The sequence below is a fragment of the Metallosphaera javensis (ex Sakai et al. 2022) genome (genome assembly GCA_021654415.1).
In the GTDB taxonomy this organism is placed as follows: Archaea; Thermoproteota; Thermoprotei_A; order Sulfolobales; family Sulfolobaceae; genus Metallosphaera; species Metallosphaera javensis.
The window spans coordinates 644720-667166 of record AP024487.1; the positions used below are offsets into that span (position 1 = coordinate 644720).

Below are 22447 nucleotides of genomic sequence, written 5' to 3' on the forward strand. Positions count from 1 at the left end.
GATTTCCTAGTGACAAAATACGTCATAGTTACTGGTGGAGTACTTTCGAGTGTCGGAAAGGGTACCGTTTCAGCTTCTCTCGGTCTCATCCTGAAAAACATGGGCTATAACGTGAGCATAATCAAGGTAGATCCCTACATTAATGTGGACGCCGGCACAATGAACCCCTACATGCACGGGGAGGTCTTCGTTACTGAGGATGGAGCCGAGACTGATCTAGACCTGGGTCATTACGAGAGATTTCTCAACATTAACACAAGTAAGCACAACAACATAACTGCCGGGAAGGTCTACTTTGAGGTCATAAGAAAGGAGAGAGAAGGCAAGTATATGGGCCAGACGGTCCAGATAATACCCCACGTCACTGACGAAATCAAGGCTATGGTGAGGAAAGTTGGTGAGGTGGAGAAGGCGGATATAGTGATAGTAGAGATAGGTGGAACCGTCGGGGATATTGAGGGATTGCCCTTCCTTGAGGCCATGAGAGAGCTCAGGCTGGAGGAGGAAGAGCATAACGTAATATTTGTTCATGTAGCGCTGGTGGAGTACCTTTCCGTTACGGGAGAACTGAAGACAAAACCCCTACAGCACAGCGTCCAGGAACTAAGGAGAATAGGGATACAACCCGATATAGTGATCGCCAGATCCATCGTGGAGCTAGACGAGGATACCAGGAGGAAGATCGCTCTCTTCACCAACGTGAGACCCGAGTACATTTTCTCAAGTTACGACGTGGAGACTGCATACGAAGTCCCCCTTATTCTCCAGAGACAGGGTCTGGGGGATAAGGTGACATCTAAGCTTGGGCTACCGCAAAGGAAGCCAGATTTCGGAGAATGGGAAAAATTCGTGTACTCAGTCAAAAGGAAGGAGGGCAGGAGAGTGAAGATAGCCCTGGTGGGGAAGTACACCAAGCTTAAGGACAGTTACCTCAGCATAAAGGAGGCCATATATCACGCTTCTGCCCATCTAGGCGTGATTCCGGAACTACTTTGGGTCGAGTCCTCAGACCTGGAGAAGGAGAACCCTGAGGTTGTACTAAAGCAGGCCGAGGGTATCATAGTTTTACCCGGATTTGGATCTAGAGGAACAGAGGGTAAGATCAGGGCAATAAACTACGCAAGGGTTAACAACGTACCCTTTTTGGGTATATGCTTTGGGCTACAACTGGCTGTGGTGGAGTTTGCTAGAAATGTGGTGGGTCTTCAGGGAGCGCACAGCACTGAGATAGATCCTAGCGCTCCCCATCCTGTGGTGACCCTCCTGGATGAGCAGAAAAAGGTCACCCAATTTGGCGGGACTATGAGGCTTGGGGCGCAAAGGATAAACCTGCTTCACGGAACTCTTGCACATTCCATTTACGGTAAGGATGTGATTTACGAAAGGCACAGGCACAGGTACGAGGTGAATCCATCTTATGTGGATCTACTTCAGAAACATGGACTGGTCATCTCTGGAATCAGCGAGAACGGTCTGGTGGAAATGATTGAGCTCAAGGATCACAGGTTCTTCATAGCCACCCAGGCTCACCCAGAGTTCAAGAGTAGACCCCTAAACCCCGCTCCCCTGTTCATGAGCTTCCTCAAGGCGGTCGTCGGAAGCTAGGGAGATTATAATCCTGGAGTACTTGGCTTTGATCAGTTTTTTCAACCCCTTGTTTCCCTCGGTGTATCTCACCTCCACAAGTCCTGAACTCTCCAGTAACGCCACCTGAGAGCTAACGTTTCCCTTGGTCATGTGCAATTCCTCGCTGAGGTCCGTGATGCTCTTCTCGCCCTCGGCTATCAGTCTGAGAATATTAACACGGGTGACGGAGGAAAGAGCTTCAGTAACTCTTACAATATCCTCAACGTCAGAGATCACCAGTTCCATGAAACTATATTTTTAGCTCTATTCAAAAGGGTTTGTCCCTGAATTCTTCACGTCATTCTTTTATAGTGGTGAAGTCTTAAGATTAAAGGAGGAGGTAAAATTTTGCAGGCAAAGGTAGAGAATCCTTTGAAAAGCCTAAGGATGGCAACAAACAAAATAGTTCTCGTTAAGCTCAAGGACGGATCAGAGTATATTGGTAAGATGGAACAATCTGACGGAACCATGAACCTAGTCCTCAGGGACTGCAAGGAAATGAGGGAAGGTAGTGACGAACCCATAGCCAATTATGGCAGGGTACTCATAAGGGGTAGCAATGTCCTATTTGTAAGCGTTGACTACGAAAACATCATTAACACGAGCAAGTAATTTTTTAAAAGTAGCAGGGCAGTTGAGGGTGAAATGAAAAACATCAACATTGAATCATTCAGAACTTTAGAACCAGATTCCTTACCAGTTGAGTTAGCCGAGAGGAAAGGGACAGGACACCCGGACTACATTGCAGATTCAGCATCCGAGGAAGCCAGTAGGAAACTATCCCTTTACTATCTAAAGACGTACGGGACCATTCTTCACCACAACCTTGATAAGACCCTTCTGGTGGGAGGTCAGGCCTCTCCCAAGTTCAGGGGCGGTGACGTGATTCATCCTATTTATATTGTAGTGGCTGGCAGGGCCACAACCGAGGTAAGGACCAATGACGGCATTGACAACGTTCCAGTGGGTACCATAATAGTGGAGAGCGTCAAGAACTGGATAAGGGAAAACTTCAGATATCTCGATGCAGAGAAGCACGTTATAGTGGACTACAAGATAGGAAAGGGCTCAGCGGATCTAGTGGGCATATTTGACAAGGGAAGGAAGTCTGTTCCTCTCTCCAACGATACCAGTTTTGGTGTGGGTTTCGCACCCTACTCCAAGCTAGAGCAGTTGGTGTTCCAGACCGAGAGAATGCTCAACTCAAAAAAGGTGAAAACTGAGCTTCCGGAGGTCGGTGAGGACATAAAAGTGATGGGGCTTAGAAGAGGAAAGGAAGTCACGCTCACCATAGCAATGGCCGCCATAAGTCCACTCATAGAGGATAAGAACCATTACATTTCCGTGAAGGAACAGGTGAAAGAGAAGGTACTGGACCTGGCCTCTCAGATAGCCCCAGACCTCAGCGTCAAGGTTAACGTTAATACGGGTGACAGGGAGGACCAGGGAATACTCTATCTTACCGTGACCGGCACGTCCGCAGAGCACGGAGACGATGGAATGACAGGAAGGGGAAATAGGGGAATAGGTCTCATAACTCCCATGAGGCCCATGTCGCTTGAGGCCACCGCGGGCAAGAACCCCGTTAACCATGTGGGCAAGCTCTACAACATCGTGGCGAACCTAATAGCCAAGAAAGCATCGGAACAGGTTAAGGACGTCAGAAATGTGCAGATAGAGGTCCTGGGTCAGATAGGTAGACCCATAAACGATCCTCTGATAGTTAACGTTGAAGTTGCCACTCATTCCGGGACAATAACGTCTGACACCAAGGCAGAGATATCTGGAATAGCCGAGGAGTACCTGGACTCATTTGACAAGATAACCCAGATGATTCTGGAAGGAAAGGTCATGCTATTCTAGACCTAGAAGACCTATATTCCTCAATCAGCCTTTTTAGCAGATCCTCACTCATTTCCTGATTTAATTCCCTTTCCTTTTTCAATAGGTTGAGATCCTTTATGAGGCACTCGTCAACTATGGCGAAATCCTTCCCTACGTACAGGGCCAGGTCGTTGTTGATTCTCCATTCCCCAAAGTAGAGTTCCCCATCCCTAACCTCCAACCCCTTCATATTTCCCTTTACCACAGTGACCCTATCCTTGACCAATTTCTCAATGACGGAAGCAAGTCTAGTCTCCATCTCCGACTGGGCCTGGGCCTGTTCCTTCAGCTTGATTATTTCCCTGTTCTTCTGTTCAAGTATTCTCTTCAGCTCCTCAACTCGCCTATCCCTGTCCAGTTCAGCGTTGTAGAGTCTCTTTATTTCCTCCACCCTCCTCTCCAGCATTTCCTTCTCATGAATCAGCCTAGATACCGTCCTGTTGAGTCTCAACAACTCCTGCTTGAGAAGTGTGTTCTCCTCTGCCAGTTTCTCGTTCTGCTCTGCCTTAACCTCCTGTTTAACCACACCTGTGTTCTGCGGAACGGATATCTTCTTCTCTATCTCGTTCTCTATGCACTCCGCAATGGTGCTCCCGTTCACCACGCATCTGAACACGTTATTTCTATCAATGTCTATTCCGAACCTGGTTATCATGCCCTCAGCCTGCCTCAGTTTCCTCTCCACTTCCCTGTAGGCCACAATAGCAGCAGCCAGGGAGTCCCTTATGTGCGGATCACTTACGTGAATACCATATTTGGTGGAGTACTCATCCAGGAGGGACTGTTTTTCATCCACCGAGAGGGACTTTTCAGGGACGTAGAGTCTGGCCTTCAGGACTGCACTCATTTTCTTAACGGTATCAGGGACGGGATTAACGTCGGTGGCAATTAGGGCTGGAGTTCCCTTCTCCAAGATGAGTTCAATGACTGATTCCCTGTCCACCCCTCTCTTGGTTGTGAGGAGGACGGGATTTCCGTACATATCAAGGATGGAGATTCCAACCTCCAGACCCGGGTCAAGCCCCACGATCACGGGTCTCTGGGAGATTCTCTTGGTGTCCACGAACTCAATCCTGTCCCTGTAATAGGCCCTTATCTCTAGGTTAACGTCGTGACCGCTCATCTTCTTCACTAACCCGTAGAGGCTCTCCCTGGGGGCATACACTATGAACATAGCTCCCTCCATCCCGGCCTTTGTCCTCCTCACAACCACATCATAGTCGAAGTTGTGTCTGTCAAGTTCCTCCTTTACCCTTCTGAACACCCTCAGCACCAACCCCCTCAGGTGCCGCTTGTACCTGTTGGAGCTCATCCCTCCTGGCCCTGATCTCCTCCCCTTGGAAATGATGATTTTGGTCCTGTTCTCAACGAACTTAATTTTGGTACCGGCCCCCTTAAGGGCTAGGGTCGCCACGATGAATGCAGTTCTTGCTGGAGTTGGCTTGCCCTGAACCTCAATTCCGTACTCCTTGGCAACGTCCCTCAGGTCCAGAAAGACGCCGTTCTTCACCGTGACCTGGATCACCTCCAGTTTCTCTGGGAGAAGCGAGAGAAGGGATATTACCTCCCTGTCGTTGCTACCCAGTTCGTAAATGTTGTCCGTTCCGAGTAGGGACACGTCATATTCCCACGCCAGTCTCACTAGCCTGCTCTTCGTGACGTCCTCTGCCTTGACTACCGGTTCCCCGTTCTCGTCCAGAATGGCCACCGAATATCTCGGCTGTTCCGTGGAACTAGGTGAGCCCTTCTCTATATCAATACCCATTACCCTCATGAGTATCCCTTTACGTAGTCCAAAACCTCCTCGAGGTCTCTTTCAAGGGAATATTCCTTTTCAAAATAGGATAGTATCCTGCTCAGGTCCTCAACCAGAACGTCGTCATCTCTGGTTGCCTGCGGCCAGTCTATGACCCTCACCTCCTCATCCCCGTTCACGATAACGTTAAACTGGCTCAGATCACCGTGGGTTAATCCCCTACAGTACACATATGCTATCCTCATGGTTCCAAGGATTGAGTTCAGAACCTTCTCAGGATCATTCAGCTCCACCCTATACAGGGGAAGCCCCTCGAAGTACTCCATGGCCACAGCGTTCGTTGTGAAGGCAATAGGGGTAGGAACATAGCCCATGTTATTCTTTACGCACTGGAGCGCCTCGTACTCCCTTCTAGCGTTCTCAAGGGTCATGGAGACCCAGTTCTTACTGGAAAAGTCGCTGATCCTTTTCTTGAAGCTCTTCCTTCCGACCCTGTGGTACTTCACCGCCACTGTGTTATCCCCACGATCGTATCCAAACATGACCCTGCTCTCCTTCCCTTCACCTATTGTGATTCCCAGGCTTTTGATCACTCCCTTGGAGTAAAGGGACTTGGTCGCCACAATGTCAAGTCCAGTAAAGGTTATGGAGAAGGAGTCCTCTCCCCTTACTCTCCTCTTGGTTATGGCTCCGGTCTTGGTGAGCCTCAGCAGGCTTATCTGGATCTCCCTCTCAGTTAGGGCCAAGCTGTCCTTTAGAATGCTTTGCGGGACGTACTCAAATCTCTCCCTCTTCTCAATAAGGTATTTGAGGATGAGGTAGTCCACCTTGTCCGTGACGGCTACTCTTTCAGCCAATGTAAGAGAGTTCATAAGATAAGAGAACTATGTTGTATGACCTATTTTTGCTTTTACGTGCCTGTAGATTTTTAGCTACTAACCTGAAAGGAAACATTAGATTAACAAAAAATAAAACAACCTGTTTTCTCTAGTTAAATCGATGAGAATATCAGTTCTAAGCTCCAAGGGAGGAGTTGGTAAATCAACAGTAGCCATCTCACTTTCAAAGGTCCTCGCCATGATGGGATTTCCCGTTCTCCTGGTGGATAGGGACCTTGTGGGATACGCCTCATATACGGCCGGGATTAAGGGTCCTGGATTGGTATCCAGCGTATCGGACGGGATTGAGTCCACGGTGTATCGGGACATAGCGGTAGGCAAGGGTTCCGTCACTGTCCTGAAATACTTTGGGGATGGCCCTCGATACAAGACTGACATTGACAAGTTTCACATGGATAGTAAACTTGGGGATAAGGGGTGGGCTATATACACGAGGATCCTCAGAATGAAGGAATATTCCTTCGTGATTGTGGACAATGCCCAGCTGGTAAGGCCTGAGGACGACATAGTGAAACATGAACTGGAGAAGTTCAAGGAAGTTTATCCAGGGTTCCCCATCTGGCAGTTGTTCGTGTCAGATTCCCTCAACAGGACCATTGAGGACAACATAGCTTACGCTGAATCAATAGGCTCTGTCAGGGATGGTACAATGCTAGGTTTCATCATAAACATGATACGTCCCGGAGAGGCGGAGAGGTTCAGAGGAGTGCTGGACAACGCGATGAAAAGGCTGAATGCCAGGTTTGGTGCATTGTTGCCCTTCTCAGAGGACCTCTTCCAGTTCACAGGAACCTTTGAGGAGTTTCCAGTTCTCCCAGAGATTAAGGATTTCGCCTTGAAGGTGGCAAGTTTAAGGGCTAGATGATCGTGAGACCGGTGAAATGAAAATATTATCCTCATGACGTTGAATATCACATGAAATCCGCAGTAGGTCCTGTGATAATTGGTGCCTCTGGCGTCTTCGGATATTTTCTCGAGGCTGATAAGGCCAAGGAGGCACTTAGAGTTGCGCGAAAACTTTACCCGGACTTTCGCGTTTCCCTTGTGGACCTATCAGTACCAGAGGAGAAAATTTTGGCAGTTGACATAGACCCGGACCTTGGGGACTTTAATACCGGTTACGCTATCCTTGTGGAGGCTTGAACTAGCAAATTTTTTATGGGATAAACGAATAGTGTGCTGAGGACCCGTCGTCTAGCCTGGTTAGGACGCAGCCCTCACACGGCTGAGGTCGAGGGTTCAAATCCCTCCGGGTCCATACTTTTACGTTACTTTCATTGAACTCCGCCGGTTTTATTCCCATAGCATAACGCGAGAGGAAAAATTACATAACGCGCCTTTGAACATGATTATGGAGAGTGGTTTGAAATGATTGATATAAAAATCTCGAGAGAGTGTCCGGATTGCATAAAATTCGGCCTATTTAACTAAGAAGCATAAAATTAATTACTTGTCTCAAGCCGACACCTTGAAAAAGGATTAAATAGTTCTATACAGTTTATATCGACGATTCTATATTAACAGGTCATTAGCATCCAGCACTACCCCTCACGTCCCAGGACGTTAGGGGAGTTGGACCGCTCGCAGTTGAGGAGGAGTCCTGCGCTGAATGGACAGGAAGTGGACCATGTTGTACGTTATGGCCATCATGTAGATGAAGGCCTCGTTTCTAACCTTGGTCTCAGCGTAGGGCCTCCAGTGCTGCTTAAGGAAGATCCCGAAGTGCTCCACTAGTACTTAGGTAAAGTTTTTATCTTGGTATTACTAATATAGAATGTGGAGGAATTAGAGAAGGCTTACAGGGAGGAAAAGAATGCTAGGATAAGGCAGAGAATACTGGGGGTGAAGATGTACCTCGTGGACGGGTTCAGGGAGTACAGGGTGGCCGAGGTCCTCGGGGTTTCGTACTCAACGGTGAAGAAGTGGGTCGCGAAGTACAAGAGGGGAGGGGTCGGAGCGTTGAGGGATAGGCCAAGGTCGGGTAGGCCCAGGAAGTACTCCAGCGAGGAGGTGAAGAAGGTGCTGGAGACAAGTCCCAGGGAGCTGGGATACAACCTGGAGGGGTGGACCATGAGGGCGCTGAACGCTGAGCTGAGGAAGAGGGGGATAGTTTACAATAGGTATCACCTTTACAGGGTAGTGCACCAGCTGGGGTACGGTTTCGTGACGCCCAGGCCGGTGAACGCCAGGGCCGAGGTGGAGAAGCACCGCGATTTTAAAAAAAGTGAAGGAACTGATGGGACGCAGGATAGCGTTCTTCGATGAGACAAGGGTGGTGGTGGGCACCACGGTGAGGAGGTGCCTCGCCAGGAGGGGTTCCAGGCCCAGGATCAGGGTGAACCTGGGCTTCCAGCACTTCTACGTCTTCCTCGCCCTTGACGCCATTTCAAGGAAGGTGCTGTACACCCTCTACAACTCCCTCTCCAGCAAGAACATGAAGAGCTTCGTTTACAGGATGGAGAGGAAGTGGGGCAGGGAGACCAAGTACCTCGTCCTTGACAACCACTCCTCCCACAAGACGGGGGCTATCCTGGACCTGTTCAGGAGAAGGGGAGTGAGACCCGTTTTCACCCCAAAGTACTCGCCAGAGCTAAACCCTGTGGAGAGGATCTTCAAGGACCTGAAGTTCCACCTTGCGAACAGGTTCTTCAACAACGTGGAAGAGGCAAGGGAGGAGGTGAGGAGGTTCTTCGAGGAACATCACGATCAGTTTAATCTTGATGTGGTCCAATATCTGGATTTAGATGAAATAGAGGTAGAAAACAATGGATAAAAACTTCCACAAAGTACTAACGTAGGGGCGAAGGTACTTCCATGGACCGCGGGGATGGACGAAGGTACCGCGTTCCCTGAAACCCCTGTCCACGAGCTTGAGCCCCCTCCTGGACAGCCTGCACCTCGCGTCGGAGAAGTTGGCGAACTCGACCTCAAGTCCGTGGACGAAGAGGGCGGGCGAGATGAGCGGGAAGACCTTGAGCCCAAAGTACGACCTTGTCCACTTCTTGGTCCACCTTCCCTGGAACCTCCTCCTTGTCCTCGCCCTCAGCCTGGCCTTAACGAACGCCTTCAACCTGTCCACAGGTCCAAGGCTCACAGCGTCAAGCCTGTACTTCTCCATCATGATCTCCAGGCTGGTCTTCCCTGGAGGTAAATCCAGGAGGAAGGAGTCAACGAGCCACTCAACTCCCTCGTAGAGCGCGCTAGAAGGTAAATACACGGTTCCGCACTTGGCCTCAAGTTCGCTCGCAATCTCCCTGAGCAGGTCCCTCCTAACCCTCGCGAACCTCTCCACGAAGTGGAACAGGGTGGACTTCCCAACGCGTTCACCAACGAAAAGCCTAACTATCACGTCCGTGTTCACCAAGTTCACCGCGTCCCTCAGGGAACAACAATACACTACCATGACCACCAGCAACTTGAAGTAGGTGAAACTCCCCGGTATCCTCCTCTCCACCCTCGGCCTAACCATCTCCACCACGGGCGTTAGGAGGAAAAGGATTTTATCCCTGAAGGGCATATCCTCTACCGGGGGAACGGACATCACTACGTATTGTGGTTGGATAATCTTGGAGTTCATGGTATGATGTCCGTTCTCCCCCACTTAAGTATTACGCCACGATTCTACAGAAGTTCTATAATCTCCAAATATTTTCTCGTAGAATTTTTCTCAGTCCGGACACTCTCTCGAACACGATGTGTACCAACTCCTCCTGGAGTTGATACATGGGTTCGATTGTTAGTTTGCTCATGGTAATAGTTAGCTTAGTCATGGTATGACATCGTGTTCCCCTTAAAGTATTACTGAAAAATGATAGATTGATTTTGATCATCCCACGTAGATTAACTAATTACAATTCGCAATGGAAACCTGAATGGCCCACTCCGAAAAAGAAGAGCCATTTTATCAATTTTTCTTTCCACTTTACGTAAAGCAATTTAATCAAGAAATTTCTGCTAAATTTTTGAAACAAGGATTTAAAGATGAAGGAAAAGAATATGAAGAAGAAGCAATAATTGAAGCTGTAAAAGAATTAGACGGAATACCAGCATGGTTGAATTATTTTGGATTAAAGAGCTTATCCTGTAATAAAATCGATTTACAATGCATAAATAAAGTTCTAAACGAAATATATCAAGATCCAGTAATTAAAAGCATAATAGATAATGAATACAAAAAATTGGGTAAGAATGCCAAAGAAATTTTGAAATTCTTGGCTAAAAAAGGAGGAAAAGGAAACTTAAGGGGAATAAATCTAGGTAAATCTAGCATAAATGAAGGATTAAAAAGTTTATTAAATGATGGATATATAGTTAGAGAAGAAAGAGGAACTTACGAAATTATAGATCCAATAATTTCTAAAATACTTCCAGATATAAGTTAAAATAATTTCTAAAAATACCATCAATGTACTACATTTCTATTTTGATATCTAAAGGAATATAATAATTAAAAGTTCTCAATAAGTATACTAAAAATTTATGCACATTAACTATACTAAGTATTGACTTATGATTTAAGAAAAAAGTTTTGAGATTATGTTTACATTATTTTTGCTTCTTCAATTGGCTCATAATTTATCTTCCTCAAAAGCAATGTATCACCCAAAAATAGTCCAATTGTCCACAAAGCTAAAAATAATGCAGACCATTCCACTGATACTGTAGGTGCATTAATTCCAGATGCGCCAGTAACTGGAGGTTTATTACCAGAATAACCGTAAAACAGCAGAGATATTATATTTAGATATGGCGATGCATATGTAATCCACTCTGGATAAGATGAAGCAAAAACATACAATGAATAAAATATAAATCCTAGAACTAAAGGAATATAGTTTACTAATTGTTGGTACTTTATTCCTCTAAATTTCATTGAAATTAAGACCAGAAAGAATGAAAGCGAGATTAAGAAAAGAAACGATAAAATGGCTACAGGGAAAACCACATAAGGTTTAGTGGGCATCACAGTATAACCCACACCGTTGGTAGAGAACATGACAGAAATAGCATAAGTTAGTATTAAGGACAGAACTATTCCTGCAATTGTACCACCTAAGAACATTGACATCAAATATTTACTAGGAGTCAATTTACTATACTTGAATAAATATGAAAGTGAACCACTCTGAAAATAAACTAAAAATGTTAAACTTACACCTATGGCACTTAAGAAAATTATCATCAGGACAGCATACCAGGCAGAAACTATATCAGTGTACACAGAGGACTTCACAATAGATAAATCTTCGGGTAAAGTATTCATTTCTCCAGGTACGCTAACATATGCTCCTATAACTCCCCAAAAGAGTATAAACAAAACTCCCCACCCTATAATATTAGGATTTTTCAATATGGATTTTATAATGTATGATAAAGTTTTTCTCATATATTGAATAAAGAATGGATACTTAAATAGGACAAAGAAAGTTCAAAAATTGAACTATACACCCTATTTATAACCTTGTAGGATAATAAAATACTCATGATAGATTATAAAGATCTTACAATAAAATTTTCCAATACACAAATATTTGATAAATTAAATTTATCTATTAAACAACATTCAATAGTTATTGGACCAACTGGTTCAGGAAAAACTACATTAATAAAAGCAGTATGCGGACTCATACCTTATAAAGGAGACATTCTAGTTGATGGACAAGAAATAAGAAAAATCAAAAATTACCTTAATCTTTCTACAAATATTCCAGAAGTTTATACATTAGGAAGAGAAGTAAAAGATATTGCAGATATATATTCAGAAATTAAAGACCTTAAATTAGATACTTTTCTAGAAATATTAAAAGAATTAAGAATTTATGACGAAGTTATAAATAAGAGAATTTTTAAATTATCAGCAGGCCAGAGCGCAATAGTTAGAACTGCATTAGCTTTATCTTCTCCGAGTAAGAACATGCTAATTGATGAACCATTTGAAAATGTAGATCCATCCAAGAGGTTAACTATAGCTAGATTTTTGAAAGAAAATATAAAGGACGGATTTATTACTACTCACGAATTAGATCTATTAAAACAGTTTAATTCCTGGCCACTCTATATAATTCTAAGCGGAAGAGTATATGGTCCTATAATAACTGAAGATTTTCTAAATTCAACTATTGTTGAAGGAGAGATTCCTGATGCTATTTTAACGTTAGATGTAGATGGCAAGAAAATTTCTATTACAAGAGATAATGGATCCGGCATTAAATTGCTTACCTTAGGAAATATTAATAGACTATATGGTGTAATATAAATGGAGGATTATAAAAAACTTATCGAAGAAGGGAATAAACTTGCTGATACGATAATATCGAAAAAAATGAGAAAAACTCTCGGAATTTATTACGGAACCTGGGTAATTTATTTTTTATTTATTAACCTAGTCAATTATGTAGAAAGCTTATACACATCCAATAACGTTATTTTTACTTTAACAGACATTGTAATAGTTATCCCTTTCATTATATATTCTGTCTACATATTTGGAAAAATAATACGATTGCGTTTAATTAGATTTGGATATAATAATAGACACTTCCAGATAACTAGAATGTTCTATTCATTATATTATACAATTCTAATGATAATTTTTATGATAACCTTTGATCAATGGTATAGTATCATTCCTATTCTCCTCTTTACTGCTGGAATTTCTTTAGCTATGTGGAGAATCTTATTTTCTCGTTATAAACTCACTAAAGGAAAATATTATGATATACTAGCAATAGGTAGTTTTCAACTTTATCCTCTTTATCCAATATTGGCTGCATCATCGTTTAGTAAATTTGCCACTATATACATTTTTATATTCATTATATTATGGGCATATGCATCAATTAAATCTTTCTTAGAGTTGATAGATAATGGAGAATAGCAAAGATGCTGAAAACAAAGACAGTATTAAAGATCTCTTGCAATTTCTAAATAATAGAGCTTTGAATAATTCTGTTAGACTAGGAATATTAATTGCGTTATCAAATTTTGAAAGATTATCCTTTTCAGAATTACTCGAATATACTAAAATACAAAAAAGTTCTTTATACATGCATCTTCAAGTTTTAGAAGAAGAAGGTTTAATTACAATTAAAAAACAATTTACATTATCTGGACCAAGGACATATGCAAGTATAACTGATAAAGGAAAAGACACTATAAAGAAATATTTTGATCTAGTAAACAAATTAAAGTAAGCTTTTCATTTTTATATTAAAAACGAGTATTATAAGATTAGTCTTACGAACAATTAGACTTTTATAAGTATTTCTATAATAAAAATATAAATCCTTTATTCTGGTGGAATCATTTGAAAAGCAAGATTTATATCAATTCCATCTTTATGCATCCTATAATATCTTGCTACAAAATAGTAAACTAAGCCCACAACAGGTATTCCTCCAATTATTGCATAATTTGTTATAGGATTACCTACGACCATTGAAGCATAAAGACTATTAACACTAGCATACCATAACGAGAAGAATACTGCCATAACTAAAACTATAGAAGATAAAGTCCCATAAATTAATAATTCTGTCTTATCCTTCTTACTCAGTTCTTCCCCAGGTATTCCTCTAATACCTCCCACTAATGCTGAAATAGCAGCTAACAGGAATTGATATAAGAATAGTACTCCTATTAATACTATAGTAGAAACTATTAAATATCCTTGAATAGTAACATACTCAAAAATTAAAGCTAAAACTAAAACGATACTAGAACTTATTAGAGGAGTCTTTAGCCTAGGATTAACATAAGCTAATTTTTCTGGCAATAATCTATCAAAAGACATCGCTAAAAGTACCCGGGCGATTCAGGTTTCCATTGCGAATTGTAATTAGTTAATCTACGTGGGATGATCAAAATCAATCTATCATTTTTCAGTAATACTTTAAGGGGAACACGATGTCATACCATGACTAAGCTAACTATTACCATGAGCAAACTAACAATCGAACCCATGTATCAACTCCAGGAGGAGTTGGTACACATCGTGTTCGACCCCGTATTTCCTAAGCACTGGCTCATAAATAAACCTGTTGAGGAGGCGGAGGAGCTAGCGATGAGGGAGGCGGAGGAGGTAAGCCCGAGGTACGCGAGGGGGAAGAGGCTGAAGAGGAGGGGATACGCGAGGTACAGGTTCCTAACTGGTTTCTCGGTGGTGATGGAGGGCAGGAGGATTGAGTACAGGCTCAGGTGGATGAGCGTGAGGTTGCCCGTGATGTACGACGGGAAGGGGAGGGTGAGGACGGGGGTTGAGAGGGAGTTGCTGAGGGAGGAGGAAGATGTGCTCAGGAACTCACGTTCTACTCAGTGCTGGGAGGGAAGATGAACGCGAGGCTCTGGACCCCTGAGCTTGAGGTTGAGGGAGACTTCCGGTACGTGATAGTTGACGGGAAGTGGGTCAAGCTCAGGGGAGGGAAGGGAGTCCTCCTGGTGGCCATGGGCGTCACGCGTGAGGGCAGGAAGGCTGTGCTGGACTTCCTCCTGGCTAAGGAGGAGGACGCGAGGAGTTACTGGAGGCTTCTTGCAAGGGTGTGGAGGAAGTTCAACTTCAAGCTCGTGGTTGCGGACATGGTCAGGTCCGTGGACTCCGCGCTTGAGCTCTCGGGAATAGACGCGAAGAGGCAGCTCTGCCTCAACCACGTCAAGAGGCGCTTAGACCGCGACGAAAGGAAGGAGATCGACCTCCTGCTCTCTGGCCTGCTCGCCGAGTTACCTGACAGGATCAAGGAACTGGTGGAACGCGGTCTCCTCTCCTTCCTCTCCCTTCCTCAAGAACTTCAGCGCCTCCTCTCCACCAACAACCTGGTGGAGTCCTTCAACTCCCTGGTGGAGAGGAGGAGGTTCGGCAAGTACCACACGCCCCACAGGCTACTTCAGATCATCTGGGCCATCGCCGATAACTACAACATTTTGGATAATTTTTTACAAGAATGGAATAATATCCATATGTCTATCATTTTCTTTACGATCGAAACGTCACCACTCAATTAATCCTACATTGAATAATGAGAAATGAAGGAACTAGAATTCAATTCACAATGGAAACCTGAATGGCCCTTGTTAGTATAGTGCTTTACGGATTTTAACGTAGTGAGATATTCTTCAAGAAAATCCATACCAAAACGAAAATCGTTCATAGATGAGCGATGTCATTGATCTTAAAGATAAAATTTAACTGGAAGATCCTTGGACAGATCTGAAAAACTTTTAGGTAAAATGGACTTGAAGGGATTTTCAGGAAAGTACTATTAGTATAGCAAGGCTAATGACATTTACGAAATAGCAAATATAGAAGATCTTAGCCATCTTTAAACAACAGTAATAAATACTATATTCTGAATTTAATCTTAATAATTTTCCATAACGTAAAGTTCAGGTTCTATAAATACAGATTATTTCTTTAAGAATTTATCAATAGAAGTTTGATTACCAGCTAGTTGATCTAAGAATAATTTTATGTCTCTAGTAGTATATTTACTAAGGACCTTGTCAACAAAGTTTTTCATACCTTCAATCCACTCAGAACCTGAACTTGTTCTTCTAACTCGTAATATTAAGGTGTATAGGGGTCTGTTACTAATATCCTTCACGTAAATACTTACACCCACTTCTTTCCCAAATTCTTTTCTAAAAACTTCATCAAGTTGTTGTTCTATTGGTCTATCTGCGTCGTATTTACCCAGATATTCCCTTATTAATTGTTCAGCTAATGAGGTAGTTCCGGCTAGTCTCCTTAAGCCCCAGCTGGAATTAAGTATGATGTCACTACCTGATACTTTATCTAGTAGCGGTAAATAAGAAGGTAATTTAGGTTCCAAACCCTCTGGATCTACGAAAATTAAAACGTACGTATTTTTATCCACACTATTCAGTATATGTTGGCTTTGAATTAAAGTATTTGAATCTCCAATTAGTGTTGTATATTTGAGATTTAAGCTTAGATTTTTTCTTATTGCATTTAGTCTGTTTTCCAACAGGGCGATTTTGTTTTTATCATTATCAATTAGAATTATTTCATCAAATCCTTTTCTACCTTCAGATGTCATTTTTAGGGTAGAGATAACTGGTATTAATGGTGAACCTAAGCATACATAATCAGTATCTTCAATTTTAACTAATCCACCTCCAGAAAATGTATCTATAAAGACCAGTTTGCTAAAATGTTTCCCTGCTATTTTAATAGCTATATCGGTATAATACCATAAAAACATTAGCTTTATCAACGTGTGTGGACCATATTCGTTATCAATGTTACTGTCAAACCAGTAGTGCTGTTGTTTAAGTATATTAACTATACTCTCGGAGTGCTCATCAAATCCGCAGACAACTTTTAAGGCATCTCGTAACCTATCAGCTTTTTCCTTACGCTTTTTCCCTGGACTCATCTATAAAACAACATTATTTACAAACATTTAACTCCTTGTGGAGATTAAGGGGTTAAAATCCCTATCCGTAAGATTGTGGAGAATGGAGCCTAGCTCGGTTTGTTGTGTATTTAGCGTTGAAGGCTCCTTAAATACACAACAATAAGTACTTTGCATAAGTTTCTTACACGTGAGAGTGTCCGGATTGAGAAAAATTCAATAAGAAATTATCTGCAGATGATAGAATTTTAGCAGAACTATGGCGTAATACTTAAGTCGGGGAGAACGGACATCATACCATGGACAACGCCACAATCCAACGACCACAATACGTGGTGATGTCCGTTCCCCCACTGGAAGATATGCCCTCCAGAAAAATCCTTTTCCTCCTCATGCCCGTGGTGGAGATGGTGAGGGAGAGGGTCGAGGGGAGGTTACCGGGTGGGTTCACGTACTTCAAGCTGCTGATAGTGATGATCGTTTTCACGTGTTCCTTGAGGGACGCGGTGAACCTTGTGAACACGGACGTGGTGGTCAGGCTCTTCGTTGATGAGCGCGTGGGGAAGACGACCCTGTTCGACTTCCTTGAGAGGTTCGCAAGGGAGAGGAATAACCTGCTCAGGGAGATCGCGAGGGATCTGGAGGGGAGGTGCAGGACCATGTACCTACCGTCTAGCGCGCTCCACGACGGGATTGAGTGGCTGGTGGACTCGTTCCTGCTGGACCTCCCTCCCGGGAAGACCAGCCTGGAGACCATGATGGAGAAGTACAGGCTTGGGGGCTACCCCGGTTAGTTGTGGAATATGAGGTGAAAAATAATGGCAAAAAATAAAAATATCCCTGGAAGGGGTAATACCATGAGTTCGGAGGCAGAAAGGGTAAAGGCCAAGGCGAAGGCAGTGCTGGAGGAGGCAGTTAAGAAGGGCGTGTCCCTCACCGAGATAGAGGAGCTCGTGCTCCAGGCAGCAATGGAGGCGGAGAGGGACGCGTACCTGGAGGAGCACGACGACGTGAAGAACGGGACGTACTTCAGGTACTTGAGGACCAGGGACGACGAGCTGAGGCTGAGGGTTCCAAGGACGAGAAGGAAGGGCTTCAGGCCAAGGATTTTGCCTGAAAAGGGCGAGAGGACAAGCGAGGACTACGAGTAGTACTTTCCTGAAAATCCCTTCAAGTCCATTTTACCTAAAAGTTTTTCAGATCTGTCCAAGGATCTTCCAGTTAAATTTTATCTTTAAGATCAATGACATCGCTCATCTATGAACGATTTTCGTTTTGGTATGGATTTTCTTGAAGAATATCTCACTACGTTAAAATCCGTAAAGCACTATACGAGGAGTTCCTGGAGGCCCTGGTCCTGGAGGGGTTGTCCCCAGGCCAGATCAAGGCAGTCCTGAGGAGCAGGGGGATAGAGTACAGCCCGGAGGTGATGGACAGGGTGGTTAAGGAAATAGCGAGAAGGTTGATGGAGTTCAAATCTGCTCCTCTCCCCCACGACCTGTTCAGCGTATGCGGACGTGAAGTTCATCAAGGTCAGGGAGAACGAGGTGGTGAAGGAGAAAGCAGTGTACGTGGCTATTGGCGTCGACCTGGACGGAAACAAGTTCGTCCTGGACTACGAGATCAGGGAGAACGAGGATATAGACGGATGGAGGCACTTCCTCAACGGGCTAATCTCCAGGGGAGTCAGCAGGGTTGACGTGATTGTCACGGACGACTTCCCGGGACTGGACAGGCTGATCTCCACGCTCTTCCCCTCCTCCCAGCACCAGCTCTGTTTGGTTCATCTGGCCAGACCTGCAGGGCGCTTCCGGACGGCGAGAAGGAGAAGGTCTCCTCCCATCTCCCCTCAAGTCGGCCAGGAACGTTGAGGAGGGAAAGGCCATCCTCGAGTCCCTCAGCAAGGTAGTGGAGCCCTACTCCCCCAGGCGAGCTAGGCGACTCCTTGAGGCCTCAGACCTCTACACGGCCTTCCTGAACTTCCCGAGGGAGGTGAGGCACTACATCTACACAAACAACAGTTCCGAGAGCTTCAACTCCTACCTTGACGGGATACAGGACGACCTAGGAGGTTACTTCCCGTCCCTCCTTTACCTGGAGGCCTACCTGTTCGTGGCTATCCATCGAAATAACGCGAGGTGGAAGTCGCGTCCCATGTCGGTCATCAGGCATCACTCCTACCACCTTCGTCAGCTCCACGCTGCCCGCTTCCAGGTGACGGACCATGAAAGCTTATAACGCGGGTTCTTTATATTTTCCTACACAACAATATGGGGTAGCCCCGGCTTGACGCTGTGAGTCTTGGACCTGTGGACAGGTTGAGGGCGTTCGTGAAGGCCAGGCTGAGGGCGAGGACAAGGAGGAGGTTCCAGGGAAGGTGGACCAAGAAGCGGACAAGGTCGTACTTTGGGCTCAAGGTCTTCCCGCTCATCTCGCCCGCCCTCTTCGTCCACGGTCTTGAGGTTGAGTTCGCCAACTTCTCGGACGCGAGGTGCTGTCCAGGAGGGGGCTCAAGCTTGACAGGGGTTTCAGGGAACGCGGTACCTTCGTCCACCCCCGCGGTCCCTGGAAATATCTTCGTCCCTACGTGGAGTACTTCGGGATCTTCCTTAAGCACTGGAGGCCCTACGCTGAGAGCAGGGCCAGGAACGAGGCCTTCATCTACATGATAGCCATCACAACATGGTCCACTTCCTCTCCATCCATAGGAGGACTCCTCCCCACCTGCGTGCTGTGCAGCTCCCCTGACGTCCTGGGACGTGAAGGGTCAGGGTGTAGCGTTGATGATATATTAAGATTTACTCCTAGATATAAATCGTGTAGAATTATTTAATCCTTCTTCAAGGTGCAAGCTTGATATGACTGATTAATATTATACATTATAGTCAAATAAGCCGAATTCTGTGCATTCCGGACACTCTCACGTGCTCTCCAAAACGTGCCTCTAATCGGAAGGTGAACTGCCCAGCCCTCACGGTGAAGCTTCTTGGTTCATTGACATGCTCGATCCTCTCCATCCACGGCGTCGAATGGAACCCATACTTGACGCCCAGTGTGGGAGGGTTACTGAGGCATCGGTCTCCGCAAGCTTGACTTCGGTTCCATCCCTGGGTGGCCATCCCACGTGATCGCACGATGGGATTTAGCAGGCCACAGTTGATTTACGCATTATCATTCAAAATCTTCCTTTGGGCTATCCATCCCTCACGATGGGGTCTTCTGCCCCCTTAACCCCTAAAGAGATAAAAATTAATCAAAACCACTAACGACCTTTACGTCCTCATCCAACATATCCTTAGCTCTCCTCCACAACTCCACGAACTTAGTGTACCTCCCGTACCTTTTGATCCACGTCAAGACCGTGCCTAGAAGAACCTAAAGGACGGGGATCTCACGCTCATCCCGTTTGCATGCATCTTAAGGGTCCTCTCCCTCACGCTCTTATCGTAACGATGTTCCGCTCCCTCCACGAACTTCCTCCCGCACTCTTGGCAAAGATAGAACTGCTTCCCGGAAACCTCCCCATTCTTAACCACGTTATTGCACGAGGGACAGGGAACGTACCTGTAAACCAGTTCCCTTCTTCTCTTGGTCGTGGATAATACTCTTTAAAATGTTTATGCCTCAATGATGTACTATGGACACGCTCGATAGAAAGACAAAATATTTAATGATACTTTCAGACGTTAGACTAAGGGAATTGGTATTATATGAAATCAGTCCTTTATACAAATGAGCAGGAGAAGAAGCGTCACGAGAGAAGGTCATTAGCTGCTAAGAAAGCCTGGGAAACAATTAGGAAAACAGAACTTATTAAAAACCTACATGATCATAATACTTTGGATAATTTCTTCTTTGAGTTAGATACTAGATTTATCTCTTTCTCAGAATATGAAATTAAGCCTCCACTAATCAAGCCTTCTAAACTTACCTCTTTCCAGAATGGGGGAGTTGGTAAAGAGTTAAGCGATGGCTGGGCGTTGAACTTCGCGGTGGGATGTACCCATGGCTGTCGCTTTTGCTATGTAGACAACATTCACAAGCGGTTTACAATACACCGTGTAGGTAATATTGTAAACAGACCCTGGGGTATGTACTTCCTAAAGCCAAGAAATATAGAAGAGGCCATCGCAAAGACTCCATGGAAAAGATGGAAAAATAGGTTAGTCATGATGTCTTCAACACATGATCCCTACTTACCTCAGCTCTACCCAATACCCAGAGAAATCCTGCAGAAAGCCTTACCAGCTGGAGTGAGATTTTTGATCCAGACTAGGTCTGTGTTGGCCCTTAAGGACTTGGACATCCTTAGCAAGTACAGAGAACAGGTCATCGTTCAAGTCTCCATAGCAACAATGGACGAGAAGTTTGCATCGTTAATCGAACCAAGGGTTTCGCCACCCAAGGGAAGAGTGGAGATCTTGAGAAAAGCGAAAGAGGCTGGGTTACGTACCGGCGTGATCGTCGCTCCGGTTTTTCCGCCAAACAAGGTGAGGCCAGACGTAAGAGAAGATCTGAGGAATATTATCGATTCGATTGCAGATTACGCGGACAATATCTTCGGTGAGATGATCCATAGAAGGGGGGTAAACCTAGGGTACATAGAGGAGGAACTGGGAAGAATAGAACTAACTCCAGAGATTGATGAGGAACTTGGTGACATGTTTTATGATGTATTGGCGGAGTTCGGATTGAAGGGAACTTGGTGGTATGAACTTAGGAAAGAGTAAAAATCTCCTTTGTCTTTGAGATTCATTCTGGGCCTACCCATGTAAAAGGCCTTTAATGTGAAGTGAACAGCAAATAGGACTAGATGCGAAATTCTGTTTCCCCTAAACAATCTAGGGCCTAGTTCGGTTTGTTGTGTATTTCACATTAAAGTCTTCTTAAATACACAACAATATGAGGTAAGTCCCGAATCCAGAAAGCTCAGCTGATTACGATTTTCACACATCTGGAAAGTCTTAGTTCACCAGATTGTACCTTAATCTGTTACCTCAAGGTAACTTCTTCAGATTCCAGGCCCCTATAGAGCATAGCCTTGATATCATTGTCATAATGTCAGTAGAGACACTGATTACAGCTCTATGTTCGCGTGTACCCTCCTAAGATCTTCCTCGGTCTTCTTTAACCTCATCATTAACTCCGCGACTATCCCATCCAGAAAGACCTGAGTTGTGTCCTCGAAGAGCGTACCAAGAGGGGCGAGAGGCTCCGTTATACCCAGGATCTGTCTAGCGAAGTAATCCTCGTTCTGAGAGTACTTGGTTCTCCCGGGAATCTCCACCACCACATCTGCTAATTTTCCAAGAGGGCTATCATGATAGCTGGTCAATGCAATCAGGGTAGCCTTGGCGTCCTTAGCTGCCTCTGCCGCAGTGACTATAAGCTTGGTTCTTCCCGATCCAGATATGGCTATGGCCAGGTCCTTCTCCCTAATTGCTGGGACGATGGTCTCTCCTAGAACGTATGCATTATATCCAAGGTGAAGAAGTCTCATGGCGAAGGCTCTACCCACTAGGCCACTTCTCCCCGCACCCATGACAAGAACTTTCCCTCCCTTATTCTCGTAAAAATTAGCCAGCGTATCAACCATTCTCTCCGTCTGGTCTGGACTTATGAGCTCCACAGACCTCAAAATGAACTCAGCAATATCATACATGGTCTTGAGGCTGAGAGGAAAATTGATAGATGATGGAGGTTCCACCCTATCCGCCGTGCCTTAATTTGAAAGATATCTTTTAAAGTTACCTTATAACTTAACGAATTTGCAACCCTTAAGAAAGATCAAGATATTATCTTCAAAAAATCTAAAAAAGCTAAAGTGAGATGGTGGGTAATGTTGGAGTTCTGTTAAGCGACCTCTTCGGTTCCCTTTCAATTGACGTCACACAAAAACCTGGAGGACTTGG

General features: G+C 44.6%; 26 protein-coding genes, 1 tRNA gene and 1 pseudogene. 18 read left to right on the forward strand and 10 right to left on the reverse strand.

The window, feature by feature from the left end; all coding sequences use genetic code 11:
* The first annotated feature begins 9 nt into the window (after nt 1-9).
* Nucleotides 10-1605 (forward strand): CTP synthase, encoded by a 1596-nt coding sequence (locus QVC96_RS03965; RefSeq protein WP_287689959.1) that lies wholly within the window; start codon nt 10-12, stop codon nt 1603-1605.
* Here the strand turns inward: QVC96_RS03965 and QVC96_RS03970 are convergent.
* A complete protein-coding gene (locus QVC96_RS03970) occupies nt 1552-1872 on the reverse strand; it encodes an ArsR/SmtB family transcription factor (RefSeq protein ID WP_238026732.1) in 321 nt (106 codons plus the stop codon). The genes QVC96_RS03965 and QVC96_RS03970 overlap by 54 nt on opposite strands.
* A 102-nt stretch (nt 1873-1974) precedes the next feature.
* On the opposite strand from QVC96_RS03970, the gene QVC96_RS03975 reads away from it, so the two are divergent.
* Together QVC96_RS03975 and QVC96_RS03980 are read left to right on the forward strand one after the other, a co-directional pair.
* Entirely contained in the window at nt 1975-2238 is a 264-nt protein-coding gene (locus QVC96_RS03975) for a U6 snRNA-associated Sm-like protein LSm6 (protein ID WP_287689960.1), read from the forward strand.
* A gap of 33 nt (nt 2239-2271) precedes the next feature.
* Complete coding sequence (locus tag QVC96_RS03980) at nt 2272-3489, forward strand: methionine adenosyltransferase (RefSeq protein ID WP_287689961.1); 1218 nt, start codon at nt 2272-2274, stop codon at nt 3487-3489.
* Here the strand turns inward: QVC96_RS03980 and QVC96_RS03985 are convergent.
* Nucleotides 3476-5284, reverse strand: a complete 1809-nt coding sequence (locus QVC96_RS03985) for a DUF460 domain-containing protein (protein ID WP_287689962.1) — start codon at nt 5282-5284, stop codon at nt 3476-3478. The two genes, QVC96_RS03980 and QVC96_RS03985, sit on opposite strands and share 14 nt — an antisense overlap.
* On the reverse strand, nt 5281-6123 hold the full coding sequence (locus QVC96_RS03990) for an RIO1 family regulatory kinase/ATPase (protein ID WP_287689963.1): 843 nt from the start codon (nt 6121-6123) through the stop codon (nt 5281-5283). The genes QVC96_RS03985 and QVC96_RS03990 overlap by 4 nt, the downstream gene beginning before the upstream one ends.
* Before the next feature lie 142 nt (nt 6124-6265).
* On the opposite strand from QVC96_RS03990, the gene QVC96_RS03995 reads away from it, so the two are divergent.
* The 3 genes from QVC96_RS03995 to QVC96_RS04005 all read left to right on the forward strand — a co-directional run bounded on the left by QVC96_RS03995 (nt 6266) and on the right by QVC96_RS04005 (nt 7423).
* On the forward strand, nt 6266-7030 hold the full coding sequence (locus tag QVC96_RS03995) for an AAA family ATPase (protein ID WP_287689964.1): 765 nt from the start codon (nt 6266-6268) through the stop codon (nt 7028-7030).
* A 50-nt stretch (nt 7031-7080) separates the two neighbouring features.
* Nucleotides 7081-7308, forward strand: coding sequence for a hypothetical protein (locus QVC96_RS04000; protein ID WP_238026738.1), 228 nt, complete (start codon nt 7081-7083; stop codon nt 7306-7308).
* Between the two features lie 40 nt (nt 7309-7348).
* Nucleotides 7349-7423 (forward strand) — tRNA-Val (locus QVC96_RS04005).
* A gap of 305 nt (nt 7424-7728) precedes the next feature.
* On the opposite strand, the gene QVC96_RS04010 is transcribed toward QVC96_RS04005, so the two are convergent.
* The gene (locus QVC96_RS04010) at nt 7729-7896 is read right to left on the reverse strand and encodes a hypothetical protein (RefSeq protein WP_287689441.1); all 168 of its coding nucleotides are present in this window, start codon (nt 7894-7896) and stop codon (nt 7729-7731) included.
* A gap of 45 nt (nt 7897-7941) precedes the next feature.
* Here QVC96_RS04010 and QVC96_RS04015 point away from each other — a divergent pair, with 45 nt between their 5' ends.
* The gene (locus QVC96_RS04015) at nt 7942-8430 is read left to right on the forward strand and encodes a helix-turn-helix domain-containing protein (RefSeq protein WP_238027283.1); all 489 of its coding nucleotides are present in this window, start codon (nt 7942-7944) and stop codon (nt 8428-8430) included.
* Nucleotides 8402-8938: an IS630 family transposase gene (locus tag QVC96_RS04020; RefSeq protein ID WP_287688834.1), complete on the forward strand. Its 537-nt coding sequence runs from the start codon at nt 8402-8404 to the stop codon at nt 8936-8938. Before QVC96_RS04015 ends, QVC96_RS04020 begins: the two co-directional genes overlap by 29 nt.
* Here the strand turns inward: QVC96_RS04020 and QVC96_RS04025 are convergent.
* A complete protein-coding gene (locus QVC96_RS04025) occupies nt 8906-9742 on the reverse strand; it encodes an IS5/IS1182 family transposase (RefSeq protein ID WP_287689965.1) in 837 nt (278 codons plus the stop codon). The two genes, QVC96_RS04020 and QVC96_RS04025, sit on opposite strands and share 33 nt — an antisense overlap.
* Before the next feature lie 295 nt (nt 9743-10037).
* Between QVC96_RS04025 and QVC96_RS04030 the strand changes: the two genes are divergently transcribed.
* Nucleotides 10038-10547: a hypothetical protein gene (locus QVC96_RS04030; RefSeq protein WP_287689966.1), complete on the forward strand. Its 510-nt coding sequence runs from the start codon at nt 10038-10040 to the stop codon at nt 10545-10547.
* 158 nt (nt 10548-10705) lie between these two features.
* Here the strand turns inward: QVC96_RS04030 and QVC96_RS04035 are convergent, their stop codons facing one another.
* Nucleotides 10706-11551 carry a hypothetical protein gene (locus QVC96_RS04035; protein WP_287689967.1) on the reverse strand — a complete coding sequence of 282 codons (846 nt, stop codon included), beginning with the start codon at nt 11549-11551 and terminating at the stop codon, nt 10706-10708.
* Nucleotides 11552-11647: 96 nt separating this feature from the next.
* Here QVC96_RS04035 and QVC96_RS04040 point away from each other — a divergent pair, with 96 nt between their 5' ends.
* The 3 genes from QVC96_RS04040 to QVC96_RS04050 are packed head-to-tail and all read left to right on the forward strand — an operon-like array spanning nt 11648 to nt 13358.
* Nucleotides 11648-12421: an ATP-binding cassette domain-containing protein gene (locus QVC96_RS04040; protein ID WP_287689968.1), complete on the forward strand. Its 774-nt coding sequence runs from the start codon at nt 11648-11650 to the stop codon at nt 12419-12421.
* A complete protein-coding gene (locus QVC96_RS04045; protein WP_287689969.1) occupies nt 12422-13042 on the forward strand; it encodes a hypothetical protein in 621 nt (206 codons plus the stop codon). It begins immediately after the preceding gene.
* Nucleotides 13032-13358 (forward strand): transcriptional regulator, encoded by a 327-nt coding sequence (locus QVC96_RS04050; protein ID WP_287689970.1) that lies wholly within the window; start codon nt 13032-13034, stop codon nt 13356-13358. The genes QVC96_RS04045 and QVC96_RS04050 overlap by 11 nt, the downstream gene beginning before the upstream one ends.
* 95 nt (nt 13359-13453) lie before the next feature.
* On the opposite strand, the gene QVC96_RS04055 is transcribed toward QVC96_RS04050, so the two are convergent.
* Entirely contained in the window at nt 13454-13957 is a 504-nt protein-coding gene (locus QVC96_RS04055; protein ID WP_287689971.1) for a hypothetical protein, read from the reverse strand.
* Between the two features lie 123 nt (nt 13958-14080).
* Between QVC96_RS04055 and QVC96_RS13875 the strand changes: the two genes are divergently transcribed.
* Together QVC96_RS13875 and QVC96_RS13880 are read left to right on the forward strand one after the other, a co-directional pair.
* Complete coding sequence (locus QVC96_RS13875) at nt 14081-14497, forward strand: hypothetical protein (protein ID WP_425597977.1); 417 nt, start codon at nt 14081-14083, stop codon at nt 14495-14497.
* Entirely contained in the window at nt 14494-15162 is a 669-nt protein-coding gene (locus QVC96_RS13880; protein ID WP_425597978.1) for a transposase, read from the forward strand. Before QVC96_RS13875 ends, QVC96_RS13880 begins: the two co-directional genes overlap by 4 nt.
* A 401-nt stretch (nt 15163-15563) precedes the next feature.
* Here QVC96_RS13880 and tcmP read toward each other — a convergent pair whose 3' ends face one another.
* On the reverse strand, nt 15564-16556 hold the full coding sequence (gene tcmP / locus QVC96_RS04065) for a three-Cys-motif partner protein TcmP (protein WP_287689972.1): 993 nt from the start codon (nt 16554-16556) through the stop codon (nt 15564-15566).
* A gap of 278 nt (nt 16557-16834) precedes the next feature.
* Here tcmP and QVC96_RS04070 point away from each other — a divergent pair, with 278 nt between their 5' ends.
* From QVC96_RS04070 to QVC96_RS04085, 3 genes and pseudogenes are all read left to right on the forward strand, one after another.
* Nucleotides 16835-17329 (forward strand): hypothetical protein, encoded by a 495-nt coding sequence (locus QVC96_RS04070; protein WP_287689973.1) that lies wholly within the window; start codon nt 16835-16837, stop codon nt 17327-17329.
* Nucleotides 17330-17413: 84 nt separating this feature from the next.
* Nucleotides 17414-18773, forward strand: a pseudogene (locus tag QVC96_RS04080) (IS256 family transposase); the annotation flags it as partial.
* Nucleotides 18774-18829: 56 nt separating this feature from the next.
* Nucleotides 18830-19204 carry a hypothetical protein gene (locus QVC96_RS04085; protein ID WP_287689974.1) on the forward strand — a complete coding sequence of 125 codons (375 nt, stop codon included), beginning with the start codon at nt 18830-18832 and terminating at the stop codon, nt 19202-19204.
* Between the two features lie 696 nt (nt 19205-19900).
* Here the strand turns inward: QVC96_RS04085 and QVC96_RS04090 are convergent.
* Nucleotides 19901-20071, reverse strand: a complete 171-nt coding sequence (locus QVC96_RS04090; RefSeq protein WP_287689975.1) for an IS1/IS1595 family N-terminal zinc-binding domain-containing protein — start codon at nt 20069-20071, stop codon at nt 19901-19903.
* Nucleotides 20072-20245: 174 nt separating this feature from the next.
* Here QVC96_RS04090 and QVC96_RS04095 point away from each other — a divergent pair, with 174 nt between their 5' ends.
* Nucleotides 20246-21265, forward strand: a complete 1020-nt coding sequence (locus QVC96_RS04095) for an SPL family radical SAM protein (protein WP_287689976.1) — start codon at nt 20246-20248, stop codon at nt 21263-21265.
* Nucleotides 21266-21612: 347 nt separating this feature from the next.
* On the opposite strand, the gene hxlB is transcribed toward QVC96_RS04095, so the two are convergent.
* Nucleotides 21613-22197 carry a 6-phospho-3-hexuloisomerase gene (hxlB, locus tag QVC96_RS04100; RefSeq protein ID WP_287690412.1) on the reverse strand — a complete coding sequence of 195 codons (585 nt, stop codon included), beginning with the start codon at nt 22195-22197 and terminating at the stop codon, nt 21613-21615.
* Between the last annotated feature and the right edge of the window lie 250 nt (nt 22198-22447).